This is a genomic window from Phenylobacterium sp. (genome assembly GCF_036723115.1).
Classification (GTDB): Bacteria; Pseudomonadota; Alphaproteobacteria; order Caulobacterales; family Caulobacteraceae; genus Phenylobacterium.
Window position 1 is genome coordinate 2,052 of the sequence record NZ_DAIMHV010000064.1, and the last position, 13,191, is coordinate 15,242.

A 13,191-nucleotide genomic window follows, 5' to 3' on the forward strand; every position below is an offset into this window, starting at 1 on the left:
CCGACGCCGGGACGCCGCTCCTCCACCACCGCGCTCAGCTCGGAGCGCCAGTAGTCTGCGGCCGCGGCGTTGTAGACGTCAGTCAGGCTCCGGCCGGTGATCTCGCGTCCATAGACGCCGTAGAGGCCGGTGCCGGCCAGGCGGATGCGGAAGTCGAGGGGATCGCGGCTGACGTCGATCAGGCTGACCGTGGGCAGCAGGCGCTTCAGGGCCACGGGCTCGATATCGCCCCGAGCCGGCAGCCGCGCGCCCCGCCGCAAACCCGCCCAATATCCATAGATCTCTTCGTGGGCGCGGGCGGCCGCCGCCGAAGCTCCAATCTGCGCGGCCATATTCAGATTCCTTAACAACCCCTTGGAATCACGACGAATCACTTATCGCCTGTATGGCGATTTCGGGGCAAGCCGAAATCCGGTCCCTGCGACTAATTTGCCGGTGCTGACACGAAAACGCCCGCCTCCCCAAGGGGAAGGCGGGCGTCGCAGAATTGGATCGGCGTGAAGCTTAGCGCTTCTTGCGGGCCGCCTGGCGGCCGCCCTGACCCAGGCCCATCTGCTTGGCCAGATCCGACCGCGCCTTGGCGTAGTTCGGGGCCACCATGGGATAGTCCTTGGGCAGGCCCCACTTGGCCCGGTATTCCTCGGGGCTCATATTGTACTTGGTGCGCAGGTGCCGCTTCAGCGACTTGAACTTGCGACCATCCTCCAGGCAGATCAGATAGTCGGGCGTGATGGAGCGCCGCACCGGAACGGCCGGTTCTTTCGGCGGAGCCTCCACCGCTTCAGGCGCGGTCGTAATTCCAGCGAGAGCGCGATGCACCGCCTGGATGAGGTTGGGAAGGTCGGCCGCGGCGACCGAATTGTTCCCCACATACGCCGAAACGATATCGGCGGTCATCTCGATGACTTCTGTTTTTTCGTCCATCTCACAAATCCAGACTGGCGCGCCTGTGCGCTACAACATCTGATTCCCAGATCAGTTATTCGCTACTTAAACGCCACAGAAGTGCGAAACAAGACCCGAACTTGTCATATTGAGTTTTCAGAGACTTTCCAGAAACAGCTGTTCGGTGTCTGCCAGTTGCGCGACGCAACATATCCGAGAGGCGGCGTCAGTGGACGCCGACAATCCCGGGCTCGACACTAGCCTTTGTGAAAATCGCCCGAGAAGGCCAGCATGGCGGCGCGCTGGGGCAGTGAGTATTCCTCCGCCGCGCTCTCGTCACCGTCCCGGATTGCTCGCAGAAGCTCGGGGGTGAGCGCCGAAGAAAGCGACCAGTTCCAGTAGCGCAGCACAGTCTGGGCCCGGTCCACCGCCAGCATGTCATAGGTGACCAGCACCCGGTCCAGGGCCGGATGCACCGCGCCGTCAGGACCCGTCTCCGGACGCCTGAGCCCCCGCCAAAGGGCGCGGATGGCCGCCCGGGGCAGACCCGTCGCCTTGCAGAGTATGGCCAGGGGCTCGCCGCCGGGATCGGTGAACAGCTTCGCCCCGGTCATGGGCTTCATGCCGGAGAGATAGGAAATCTCCTCGGCGATCTCGCGGGTCATCCCATGCTGGGCGGCCGCCACGGCGGCCTCAAGGCTGGCGAAGGGGCTCTTTTCGATGGCCGCGCGGTTGCGCTGGCGACGCTCGATGAACTGAAGGGCCTTGCGCGACACCGGGTCCTGCCACCCTTCCGCTGCGGCCATGGGGAAGATGTCGCCAGCCGCGTCCTGCAGGATTTCGCGAGACACGGCGAACCGCTGAAGAATGGTCCGCCTCGCCTCGGCGTCCGCCCACCAGAAGAGCACATAGGCCTGGGCCGGGCGCAGCTCTGGCCGCCGCAGCAGGCCTGCGGCCAGTTGCGGGGCGTCGCGGCTGATGGCCACCAGAGCCTCCAGGGCGGCGTGGCCGATATGGGCCTCGCGATTGGCCACCAGGGCCTCCATGGCGGGGATTTCGCCCGAGGCCACCAGGGCTTCGACCACCACCTCGCGCAGGGCCTTGCGCTGGGCCACCAGCTTGCGATGGTCCGGCCCGCCCATATGGACGCAGTCGAGCAGCTCCGCGTCGCACAGGGTCTCGCAATCGGTCAGCAGAGGCCGTGCGACCTCCAGCTCATCGCGCAGCAGCATGCGGGCCAGCTGAGCTGGCGGTTCGCTGAGCGTCGACAGACGTCGCGCCACCCGCGTCCGGTCCTGGGGGGTGGCTTCGCGCAGCACTTCGATCAGCAGATCGGCGGTGACCGAGCGTTCAAAGGCGTTGACCCGGCTGGAGGGCAGGCAGACCACATCGGCCAACCGCCGCAACAAGGCGCCCCGCGCCCGGAACTGGGGCGGGGGCGGATCGTCGGGCAGGGGCGCGGCCTGGCTCATGGTGAGCGCCAGTGGACCACGCGGTCGTTAACCTCCGGTTTGCAACCGGCGGCTCACGCGAACGGCGGGGCGCTCCAGTTAGCCCAGATGTCGGGCAGTTCCGAGGAAACTCTGTTGGGAAAGTCCGCCGGCCGCTTTTCCAGAAAGGCCGTGACCCCCTCCTTGGAATCGGCCGAGGCGCCCCGCGCCTGGATGGCCCGGCTGTCGGCCCGGTGGGCGATCATGGGATGTTCGGCGCCGGCCATGCGCCACATCAGCTGTCGGGTGATGGCCACCGACACCGGCGCGGCGTTGTCCACGAACTCCCGCGCGAGGGCCCGGGCGGCGGGCAGCAGGTCTTCCGGGGCGTGGAGCGAGCGCACCAGTCCGCCGTCGAGGGCTTCCTGGGCGCCGAACACCCGACCAGAATAGCACCATTCCAGGGCTCTCTGCATGCCCACCAGTCGCGGCAGGAACCAGGAGGAACAGGCCTCTGGCGTGATCCCCCGGCGGGCGAAGACGAAGCCGAACCGCGCCTCTGTGGAGGCCAGGCGGAAATCCATGGGCAGTTGCATGGTCACCCCCACCCCCACGGCCGCGCCGTTGACCGCCGCGATGACGGGTTTCAGGCTCTCGAAGATTCGCAGGGAGACCAGGCCCCCGCCGTCGCGATAGACGCCAGACTCCATCCGCTGGCCCAGGGGATCGGCGTCGCGGCGGTCGAAATCGAAGGTCGAGCCGCCGCCGGCCAGATCGGCGCCGGCGCAGAAGCCGCGTCCCGCCCCGGTGACGATGACCGCCCGAACCTCGTCATCCGCATCGGTCAGGTCGAAGGCGGCGATGAGCTCGCGATTCATCAAGGGATTGAAGGCGTTCAGCTTCTCCGGCCGGTTGAGGGTGAGCAGGGCGATCCCCTCCTCCCGTTCCAGCCTGATCGTCTCGAATGCGGCCAGGGTCGTGGCGGCCATGGGCGTCTCCCTTTCGCTTTCTGGTTTAACGCCATCGGAGCCGCTTGACGGACGGGAGGTCAAGCACCCCATCATCAGCTGAACAGTGATCATCTAGTGGCTGGCCGACACCCCCGACGAAGAGGGGCGCGGCCTGGAGGAAACAGGTCCATGCATCCGTCTCATCACGCGAAAACCCATCCCGATCGTCCCGCCTACATCATGGGCGGATCCGGCGAGACGGTGACCTATGGCGAGCTGGAGGCGCGATCGAACCAGGGCGCCCAGCTGTTCCGCAAGCTGGGCCTGAAGGCCGGCGACGTCATCGCCATACTGATGGAAAACCACCCCCGCTTCTTTGAGGTCGCCTGGGCGGCCCAGCGCGCGGGGCTCTATTTCGCCTGCATCTCGTCCAAGCTGACCGCGGGCGAGATCGACTACATCATGAAGGACTGCGGGGCGAAGGCGCTGATCACCTCGGCGGGCGTCGGCCCGGTGGTGGACGAGCTGCCCCCCCTGGCGTCAGGGGCGAAGCTCTTCATGGTGGGGCCGGCCCGCGCCCCTTACGAGAGCTTCGAAGCCGCCCGCGCCGAGATGCCGGAGACGCCCATCGCCGACGAAACCGCTGGGGCCGACATGCTCTATTCCTCGGGCACCACGGGTCGGCCCAAGGGGATCAAGCCGCCGCTGACCGGCGGGCCGATCGATGCGCCCAACGCCCTGTCGATGATGGCCGAGCTCATGTTCGGCTTTCCGCCTGACGGCGCCTATCTCTCGCCCGCCCCGCTCTATCACGCCGCCCCCCTGCGCTGGTGCATGGGCTATCAGCGCCTGGGCGGCACGGTGGTGGTGATGGAGAAGTTCGATCCCGAACACGCCCTGGCCCTGATCGAGAAGCACAGCATCGACTGCGGCCAGTTCGTGCCGACCCACTTCGTGCGCATGCTCAAACTGCCGCCGGAGGTGCGTGAGCGCTATGACCTCTCGTCCCTGAAGTCGGCCGTCCACGCCGCCGCCCCCTGCCCCATCCCCGTCAAGGAGCAGATGATGGAATGGTGGGGGCCGGTCATCCACGAGTACTACGCCGGCAGCGAGGGCAACGGCTTCTGCCATATCGGCCCTCACGACTGGCTGACGCACAAGGGCTCGGTGGGCAAGGGCACCACCGCCGAGGTGAAGATCTGCGGCGAGGACGGCGAACCCCTGCCCCCCCGCACCGAGGGCGTGGTCTATTTCGCCGGCGGCGCGCCGCTCAGCTATCACAACGCCCCGGACAAGGTCGCCGAGAACACCAACCAGCACGGCTGGACCACCCTGGGCGATGTGGGCTGGGTGGACGAAGAGGGCTTCCTCTACCTCACCGACCGCAAGAGCTTCATGATCATTTCCGGCGGGGTGAACATCTATCCGCAGGAGGTCGAGAACCTGCTGATCACCCACCCCAAGGTCGCCGACGCCGCAGTGGTCGGCGCCCCCGACGAGGAGATGGGCGAGAAGGTGGTGGCCGTGATCCAGCCTCTGGACGGGCAGGAGGGCTCTGATGAGCTGCGCCAGGAGCTGATGGCTTTCTGCCGGGCCAACCTCTCGCACGTGAAGTCCCCCCGCCAGATCGACTTCATGGCCGAGCTGCCCCGCCACCCGACCGGCAAGCTCTATAAGCGCCTGATCCGCGACGCCTATTGGGGCAAGGAAGGCTCCAAGATCGTCTGAGCCGCGCGGGGCCCCCGCCCGCTTTCGACCCGCGCGCCCTTGCAGGGGGCGCGGCGCGTGCTAGACCCAAACACCTGTTCAAGCCTTTAGGGAGCAAGCGATGAACCCGGTGGAATTGAAGGACCTGCCCGGTCTGGTGGGTCAGGAAGTCGGCGTGTCGGACTGGGTGGAGATCTCGCAGGAGCGGGTGAACCAGTTCGCCGAGGCCACCGGCGACCATCAGTGGATCCACGTGGACGTGGAGCGCGCCACCAAGGAAATCGGCGGCCCGATCGCCCATGGCTATCTGACCCTGTCGCTGATCCCCTTCCTGGGCGCCGGCATGCTGCCCATCAAGGGCGTGACGCGCGGGATCAACTACGGCTCCGACAAGGTCCGCTTCATCAACATGGTTCGCGTGGGCAAGCGCGTGCGCATGCGTCAGAAGCTGATCGGCGCCGAGCCCAAGGCCGGCGGCATGCAGATCAAGAACGAATGCACCATCGAGATCGAGGGCGAGGCCAAGCCGGCCTGCATCGCCGAGACGATTTCGGTGGTCTACACCTGATCCCGGCGATCAGGCGTGACACCTGGAAAGGGCCGCGGCGACGCGGCCCTTTTTCGTTGAAGCGCCCGCCTCAATAGTCGTCTGAGACCGCTTCCAAGGCCGAGGCGGCCTTGGCCCCGCCCACCTGGGCCTCGCCAGCGGCCGCGACGGTCACCTCCGCCAGGGGATTGTCCAGAAGGGCCAGCGTCTCGCGGATATAGCGGGCGTGGGTGACGATGCCGATCTCCAGCCGCTCATTGTTCAGTTCCACCTGCTGGGTGAGCAGGCCGGCGATGAACTGCACCTCCTGGCTCTCCGGCGCGCCTGGCCTGCGCCGGGCGCCCTCGGCCATGAAGACCGGCCCGCCGGAATTGCCCGGAAAGACGGTGAAATCGAGCAGGAAGGTGGGGAAGGCCGCCGCCGGCGCCAGCGGGAAGGAAGCCACCCGCCCAGCCCGCAGAATGGGGAAGCCCGCCGGATTGGCCGACAGCCCCCGGGGGAAGCCCAGGGCCATCATCTGGTCGCCCGCCCCCACGGAATAGGATGAGAACGTCTCTTCGCCGGCCAGCCAGTCGGTGGGGATGGCGGCCTTGGCGAACTCCTCCGGCGCAGAGATGCTGATGGCGGCCACGTCGCGGCTGGGATGCTTGGTCCAGCGGGGCGCGCCGTCGGCGTCGCGGATCTCGAACTTCTGCGGGGCGTAGCGCCAGCTGCCGTCGGGGTTGGCGATGCGGAAGCCGATGCGGGCCTGGGCGTTGGGCATGCGCTGCAGCACATGGTTGGCGGTGACCAGCACGGTGCGAGGCTGACCATCCAGTGTCGGCGCATTGATGAGGAACCCGGTCCCCACCGTGCGCGTTCCATCCCCCAGCGGCTGCTCAATCTGCACCGTGGCGTGGATCAGCTCGACGGCAAGATCCGCGATCATCTACGCCCCTTACTCACACTGGTCCCGACGTGGGGCCAGTGAATCAGACCGCTCGCCCCCCTTCAAGCCAAGAGGCCGTGATTCAGCGCGCCCAAACGCCGCGTGTGGGCCACGTGTGGGTCGGGCGACCTTCCACCGCTTGAGCCTGGCCTTCGAAGCGCGCATCTAGCGCAGATGAGCACGCTTCCCTCGCCCCCCGCCGCCCGCAAGGCCCCTCAGACCCTCGAACAGCTCGGCCGGCGCCGGGTGGATGACTATGGCTGGATGAAGGACGAGAACTGGCAGCAGGTGCTGCGCGATCCCGCCCGTCTGCGCAGCGATATCCGCGACCATCTGGTGGCTGAGAACGCCTACACCACCGCCCTGCTGGCAGGCACCGAGGCCCTGCAGGCCGCCCTGTTCGCCGAGATGAAGGGCCGGGTGAAGGAGGATGACGCCACCGTTCCGGCGCCCGACGGCCCCTGGGAATACTATGTGCGCTACGAGACCGGCGCCCAGCACCCGATCCGCGCCCGCAGGCCCCGCGGCGGCGAGGTGGGCGAGGACATCCTGCTGGACGAAGAGGCCATGGCCCGCGGCAAGGCCTTCTTCCAGGTGGGCGCGGCCAGCCACAGCCCCGATCACGCCCTCTATGCCTGGGCTGCCGACACCCAAGGGGCGGAGTACTACACCATCAGCGTCCGCGACCTGGCCAGCGGCGAGATTCTGGGCGCGCCCATCGAGAGCGCCTACGGCGACTTCGTCTTCTCTCCCGACTCCCAATGGCTGTTCTGGATCTGGCGCGATGAGAACGCACGCCCCGCCAAGGTCTTCCGCCGCCCGGCCCGGGGCGGCGAGGACGTGCTGGTCTATGAAGAGGCGGACGAAGGCATGTTCCTCGGCGTGGGCGCGACCTCGGACGACGCCTTCATCCTGATCCATTCCGGCAATCAGGAGACCACCGAGCTCTGGATGATCCCGGCCGCCGAGCCCACCGCCGAGGCGATCTGCGCCGAGCCCCGCCGGCCAGGCGTGCGCTATGAGCTCGACCACTGGACCGACCGCTGGCTGATCCGCACCAATGACGACGGCGCGGTGGACTTCAAGATCTGTCAGTCCGACGCGCCCCGCCCCTCCCGGGACACCTGGCGCGACCTGATTCCGCATGAGGCCGGGCGCTTCATCACCGGCTTTGCGGCCTATGCCCACCACCTGGTGCGGGCCGAGCGGGTCAACGCCCTGGACCGGCTGGTGATCCTGGACCGGGCCGGCGCCGAGCATGTCATCGCCTTCGATGAAGAGGCCTACGCCCTGCACCTGGAAGGCGGGCTGGAATACGACACCACGCTCACCCGCTTCGTCTATCAGTCCCCCACCACGCCCCGGCAGTGGTTCGACTACGACATGGCCACCGGTGCGCGGACCCTGCGCAAGACCCAGGAGGTGCCGTCTGGCCACGATCCTTCGGCCTATGTGGCGCGGCGGATGAGCGCCCGGGCCAGCGACGGCGCCGAGGTTCCGATCACCCTCCTGATGCGCAAGGATACGCCCCTCGACGGCTCGGCGCCGGTGATGCTCTACGGTTACGGCTCCTATGGCCACGCCATGGAGCCGGCCTTCTCCATCCGCAACCTGTCCCTGGTGGACCGGGGCTGGATCTGGGCGGTGGCCCATATCCGCGGCGGCTCCGACAAGGGCTGGGGCTGGTTCATGGACGGCCGCAAAGAGAAGAAGACCAACACCTTCACCGACTTCATCGCCTGCGCCGAGCACCTGATCGGCGAGGGCCTGGCGACCAAAGGTCGGATCGCCGCCTATGGGGGCTCGGCCGGCGGCATGCTGATGGGGGCGGTGGCCAATATGCGCCCCGACCTCTGGGGTGCGATCATCGCCGCAGTCCCATTTGTGGACGTGCTGAACACCATGAGCGACGAGACCCTGCCGCTCACCCCGCCCGAATGGCCCGAATGGGGCAATCCGCTGACCGATGCGGAGGCCTATGACCGCATCGCCAGCTACAGTCCCTATGATCAGGTGGCCGCCAGGCCCTATCCGCCGATCCTGGCCACGGGCGGGCTTTCCGATCCCCGGGTGACCTATTGGGAGCCGGCCAAGTGGGTGGCCAAGCTGCGCGAGCACACCACGGGCGAGGCGCCCATCCTGCTGAAGATCAATATGGAGGCCGGCCACGGCGGCGCGTCTGGCCGCTTCGACTTCCTGAAGGAGATCGCCCTGGACTACGCCTTCGCCGTCTGGGCCCTGGACCGGGGCTGGACCCAAGGGGAGAGCGCTGCGTGATCATCCGTCCCGCCACGCGTGAGGACATGGACGCCCTGGCCGACATCTATGGCCACCATGTTCTGCACGGCCTGGGGACCTTTGAGGAGGTCCCCCCCAGCGCCGCCGAGCTGAACGACCGCCGCGAGGCCATTGTCAGGCGCGGCCTTCCCTATCTCCTGGCCGAAGACCAGGGGCAGGTTCTGGGCTTCGCCTATGCCGGACCCTTCCGCCTGCGGGCGGCCTATCGCTACACGGTGGAGGACAGCGTCTATGTGGCGCCGGGCGCCCAGGGCCGCGGCGTGGGGCGCGCGGCGCTATCGGCGGTGATCGCGGCCTGCGAGACCCTGGGGATCCGACAGGTGGTGGCGGTCATCGGCGATTCCGGGAACGCCGGCTCCATCGGCCTGCACCGGGCGCTCGGCTTCACCCATCAGGGCGTGGGCCAGGGCTTCGGCTTCAAGCACGGCCGGTGGGTGGACATCGTCTGGATGCAGAAGGCCCTGGGGGGCGGGGCCGAGCGCGCCCCCGACACCCCCGGGCTGATGTTGAGCGGGGTCTAGCCCCCGTCTTAGCCCTTGCGGACGCCCACCAGGCCGAAGGCTGCGCCCTGCGGGTCGATGCAGTTCATGGAGTACTCTCCGCCGGGGATCTGGTCGGGACCCTGGACCACCTGTCCGCCGGCCGCCTCCACGGCCTGGCGGGCGACGTCGATGTCGGCGACCCGGAAATAGACGCTCCAGCCCGACGGCTCGCCCTCCGTCGTCGCCATCATGGCCCCGATCATGCCCCCATGGCGGATGAACTGGTACTGGCCCAGCGGGCCCATATCCATCGCGCCGTCCTTCACCCAGCCGAAGGTCTCGCCATAAAAGGCCCAGGCGCCGGCCGGGTCTGCGGTGTGCAACTCGTTCCAGGCCGCATGGCCCACCCGCGGACGGTCATCGGCGAAGGCCACGCTCTTCCGGGGATCAGAGCCCTTCATCACATAGAGCGGCGCCCCTTGCGGGTCGGCCACCATGGCCATCCGCCCGACCATGGGAATGTCCATGGCCGGCATCTGAACGGCGCCGCCCCTGGCCTGGATGTCGGACACCGCCTGATCCACGTCGGCCACCGCAATATAGACCAGCCAGGTGGGCTTGGCCCCATGCTCGGCCATCTCGGCATTGATGGCCATCAGCCCAGCCACGTCATGTTCGGGGGCGCTGGCGATCCGGTAGTCCATGTCGGCCTGGCCGGAATCGGCGAAGGTCCAGGGCAGGATCTGACCATAGAAGGCCTGGGCGGCCTCCGCGTCCGTCGTCAGCAGTTCATACCAGAGGAAGTCGCCAGGCTTGTTGGTGGTCGGCGCCTCCACCACCACGACGGGGGAGAAACCGCCGAAGATCATCCGCGCCCCGTCGAACGGCATGGGGTTGATCTCGGGGTCCATGCGCGGATCGGTGTTGGAGGGGTCCTGCATCCGGGCCATGGCGGCGTCGCGCGTCGCCTTGTCGGGCCACTCGATCCAGGAGAACACCACGGTCTCGTCGTCCTTGGCGTTCACCGCACGGCGGAAGTCGGTCTGCTTGCCCACGGGGACATCATCGCCCCAGCACTCCAGCACCCGCAGGGCGCCCATCTCGATGAAGATGCCGTCAGCGCTCAGCGCATGGTCGATGAATTTCTGACGGTTGGCGGTGGGGACCGCGATCACGAAGCCGTCGACATAGGTCATTCTCTGCCTCCTGGGGGCCTGGCTGCGGGAGCAAACCCTCTCCCGGCGTCCCCTAGGACGCGCCGCACCGCCGGCCGCCGACAGCAGCCTGCGCTCTTTTTCGAGATTGCGCCACGCAGGCCAGGCGCGAGGGATGCGCCCCGTCGCATCACGGGCGCGATTTGGGCTAAAGTCCATGCGCCGGTCACCAGGAGCCTCCCATGTCCCAAGCCCCCCTTTCCCGCCGCAATCTGATCCTGGGGGCAGGCCTGATGGCCGCGGCGCCGGGGCTGGCCTGGGGCCAGGGCGCCAAGCCGCGCGTGACCCTGAAGACTGCGCTCGGAACCATCGTCCTGGAGCTGGAGGCGGGCAAGGCGCCGCTGACCGTGAACAACTTCCTGCGTTATGTGGACGCCAAGGCCTATGACGGCGCCACCTTTTTCCGCGCCGCCCGCGCCGAATGGGCGCCCACCGAAGGCACCATCGTCGCCCAGCCGGGTCCGAACGTCCGGCCCTTCGCGCCCATCCGCCATGAGAGCACCACCCAGACCGGGCTGAAGCATCTGCATGGAACCGTATCCCTGGGCCGGTTCGCGCCGGGCACCGCCACCAACACCTTCTTCATCTGCCTGGGGGACCAGCCCTTCCTGGACGCCCAGCCCGGCCAACCGGGAGACAATCTGGGCTATGCCGCCTTCGGCAAGGTGGTGTCGGGCCTGTCAGTGGCCCAGAGGATCCTGGCCCAGCCCACCGGCGGCGAGACCAAGTTCGCCGACCAGAAGGACCAGTGGCTCAAGAAGCCGGTGGTGATCGAGACCATGCGCCGGGCCTGATCCGCCGCCAGCCGGGCCGACCCCGTCCGAAAACCGCCAGACCGGTGAGCCCGGTCCCGGCATGGTCGCTTCGACGCCCAACGACGAGGGAACCATGACCCGACAGCTGCAAGTGATGCTCTACGGCGCCACAGGCCACACCGGCGGCTTCGTCCTGGGCGAACTGGCCGCGCGGGGTCATGGCGTGCTGGCGGTGGGCCGGGCCAGCGATCGACTGCAGGCCCTGGCCGCCCGCGGGACCCCCACCTTCAGCGCCGAGCTGCAGGACGCCAAGGCGCTGACGGAGGCTGCGGCCCAGTGCGATCTGGTGATCAATTGCGCCGGGCCGTTTCTCGATACCGCCGCCCCGGTGATCGAGGCGGCCCTGCGCGCCCGCCGCCCCTATATCGACGTGACGGCGGAACAGGCCTCTGCGCTGGACACGGTCGAGCGGTTCCACGCCCCGGCGCTGGCGGCCGGGGTGGCGGTGGTTCCGGCCATGGCCTTCTTCGGGGGCCTGGGCGACCTACTGGCGAGCGCGGTTCTGGGGGACTGGGACGGGGCCGACCAGCTGGACCTGGCCATCGCCCTGGACAGCTGGCGGCCCACGGCTGGCACGCTCGCCACCGGCGCCCGCAACACCGCCCCGCGCCTGGCCGTCCAGGACGGCCGCCTGGCGCCGATCGCGACCCCGCCCCAGGCGCGCACCTGGCGCTTTCCGCCGCCTTTTCACGACCAGGACGTCGTCGAACTGCCCTTCACGGAGATGGTCCATCTGTCGCGCCACCTGCCGGTCCCCGCCATTCGCAGCTGGTTCATGACCGCGCCCCTGGCGCAGTTGCGCGATCCGGACACCGGCGGACCGCAAGCCATCGACCCCCTGGGACGATCATCCCAGACCTTTTTGACCCATTGCGAGGTGCGGCGCGGCGATCAGGTCCGCCGCGGCTGGGTGGCGGGCCAGGACATCTACGCCATCACCGCCCCCCTGGCCGTCTCCCTGGCGGAGGCCCTGGTCGCTGGAGAGCTGTCGGGGGTGCTGGCGCCCAGCCAGGCGACGCCGGCCAGAGCCCTTCTGGAGGGCCTGGGCGAGGCGCGGCTCAAGACCGTCCTGGACGCCTAGATGAGGGCGGGCTTCGTCGCGGCGATGAAGCCGCCGCCCAGGACCCGGTCGGGATCCTCCGGCGCATAGAGCACGCAGGCCTGGCCCGGCGCCACGCCCTCCTCGGGCGCGTCGAAGATCAGGCCCGGCTCTCCGTCCACCAGGGCCAGGCGGGCCGGCGCCGGTTCACGGGTGGAGCGGACGCGGGCCAGCACGGGGCGAGCCTCAGCGCAGGCAGCCTCGAGGCTGGCGGATTCTCCAAGCCAATTGGCTTCCTTCAGGGTCAGGGCCGCGGTCAGCAGGGCTTCGCGCGGGCCGACGATCACCTGGCGGCGGTCGGCGTCGATCCGCACGACGAACAGCGGCTCGCCCACGGCGATGTTCAGCCCCCGGCGCTGGCCGATGGTGTAGCGGGTCACGCCCTCGTGCCGGCCCAGGATCCGCCCGTCCATATGGACGATGTCGCCCGGCTCGGCGCCCTGCGGACGCAGGCGGTCGATCACCGTGGTGTAGCGGCCTTCCGGCACGAAGCAGATGTCCTGACTGTCGGGCTTCTCGGCCACCGCCAGCCCCAGTTCCGCCGCCACCCGGCGCACCTCGCTCTTGGGCAGGCCGCCCAGGGGGAAGCGCAGGAAATCCAGCTGCTCGGGCGTGGTGGCGAAAAGGAAGTAGCTCTGGTCGCGGGTCGGATCGACGGCGCGTTCCAGCCGCGGGCGATTGCCGCCGGCAGCGCGGCGGACATAATGCCCGGTGGCCAGAGCCTCGGCCCCCAGGTCCCGGGCCACGTCCAGCAGGTCGCGGAACTTGACGGTCTGGTTGCAGCGCACGCAGGGGATCGGCGTCTCGCCGCGCAGATAGGCGTCGGCGAAGTCCTC

At 68.5% G+C, this 13,191-nt stretch carries 13 protein-coding genes; 6 read left to right on the top strand and 7 right to left on the bottom strand.

Annotated features, from left to right (window positions below):
- From V7D28_RS08460 to V7D28_RS08475, 4 genes are all read right to left on the bottom strand, one after another.
- On the bottom strand, positions 1-332 hold a 332-nt coding region (locus V7D28_RS08460), incomplete at its 3' end, for a PAS domain-containing protein (RefSeq protein ID WP_333586942.1).
- Between the two features lie 172 nt (positions 333-504).
- Complete coding sequence (locus tag V7D28_RS08465) at positions 505-924, bottom strand: MucR family transcriptional regulator (RefSeq protein WP_333586943.1); 420 nt, start codon at positions 922-924, stop codon at positions 505-507.
- Between the two features lie 218 nt (positions 925-1,142).
- Positions 1,143-2,357: a DUF2336 domain-containing protein gene (locus tag V7D28_RS08470; RefSeq protein WP_333586944.1), complete on the bottom strand. Its 1,215-nt coding sequence runs from the start codon at positions 2,355-2,357 to the stop codon at positions 1,143-1,145.
- Positions 2,358-2,410: 53 nt separating this feature from the next.
- Positions 2,411-3,304: a crotonase/enoyl-CoA hydratase family protein gene (locus V7D28_RS08475; RefSeq protein ID WP_333586945.1), complete on the bottom strand. Its 894-nt coding sequence runs from the start codon at positions 3,302-3,304 to the stop codon at positions 2,411-2,413.
- A 150-nt stretch (positions 3,305-3,454) separates the two neighbouring features.
- On the opposite strand from V7D28_RS08475, the gene V7D28_RS08480 reads away from it, so the two are divergent.
- Both V7D28_RS08480 and V7D28_RS08485 read left to right on the top strand, forming a co-directional pair.
- On the top strand, positions 3,455-4,993 hold the full coding sequence (locus V7D28_RS08480) for an acyl-CoA synthetase (protein ID WP_333586946.1): 1,539 nt from the start codon (positions 3,455-3,457) through the stop codon (positions 4,991-4,993).
- A 100-nt stretch (positions 4,994-5,093) separates the two neighbouring features.
- Positions 5,094-5,540, top strand: coding sequence for a MaoC family dehydratase (locus V7D28_RS08485; RefSeq protein ID WP_333586947.1), 447 nt, complete (start codon positions 5,094-5,096; stop codon positions 5,538-5,540).
- Positions 5,541-5,610: 70 nt separating this feature from the next.
- Here the strand turns inward: V7D28_RS08485 and V7D28_RS08490 are convergent, their stop codons facing one another.
- On the bottom strand, positions 5,611-6,447 hold the full coding sequence (locus V7D28_RS08490) for a trypsin-like serine peptidase (protein WP_333586948.1): 837 nt from the start codon (positions 6,445-6,447) through the stop codon (positions 5,611-5,613).
- Between the two features lie 174 nt (positions 6,448-6,621).
- On the opposite strand from V7D28_RS08490, the gene V7D28_RS08495 reads away from it, so the two are divergent.
- Both V7D28_RS08495 and V7D28_RS08500 read left to right on the top strand, forming a co-directional pair.
- Positions 6,622-8,724, top strand: a complete 2,103-nt coding sequence (locus V7D28_RS08495; protein WP_333586949.1) for a S9 family peptidase — start codon at positions 6,622-6,624, stop codon at positions 8,722-8,724.
- On the top strand, positions 8,721-9,266 hold the full coding sequence (locus V7D28_RS08500; protein ID WP_333586950.1) for a GNAT family N-acetyltransferase: 546 nt from the start codon (positions 8,721-8,723) through the stop codon (positions 9,264-9,266). Before V7D28_RS08495 ends, V7D28_RS08500 begins: the two co-directional genes overlap by 4 nt.
- 8 nt (positions 9,267-9,274) lie before the next feature.
- On the opposite strand, the gene V7D28_RS08505 is transcribed toward V7D28_RS08500, so the two are convergent.
- On the bottom strand, positions 9,275-10,423 hold the full coding sequence (locus V7D28_RS08505) for a DUF1428 family protein (RefSeq protein ID WP_442957912.1): 1,149 nt from the start codon (positions 10,421-10,423) through the stop codon (positions 9,275-9,277).
- Positions 10,424-10,623: 200 nt separating this feature from the next.
- On the opposite strand from V7D28_RS08505, the gene V7D28_RS08515 reads away from it, so the two are divergent.
- Both V7D28_RS08515 and V7D28_RS08520 read left to right on the top strand, forming a co-directional pair.
- Entirely contained in the window at positions 10,624-11,235 is a 612-nt protein-coding gene (locus tag V7D28_RS08515; RefSeq protein WP_333586951.1) for a peptidylprolyl isomerase, read from the top strand.
- Between the two features lie 94 nt (positions 11,236-11,329).
- Positions 11,330-12,337, top strand: coding sequence for a saccharopine dehydrogenase NADP-binding domain-containing protein (locus V7D28_RS08520; protein WP_333586952.1), 1,008 nt, complete (start codon positions 11,330-11,332; stop codon positions 12,335-12,337).
- Here the strand turns inward: V7D28_RS08520 and mnmA are convergent.
- Positions 12,334-13,191, bottom strand: an 858-nt coding sequence (gene mnmA, locus V7D28_RS08525) for a tRNA 2-thiouridine(34) synthase MnmA (protein WP_333586953.1), incomplete at its 5' end; no start/stop codon positions are given. The two genes, V7D28_RS08520 and mnmA, sit on opposite strands and share 4 nt — an antisense overlap.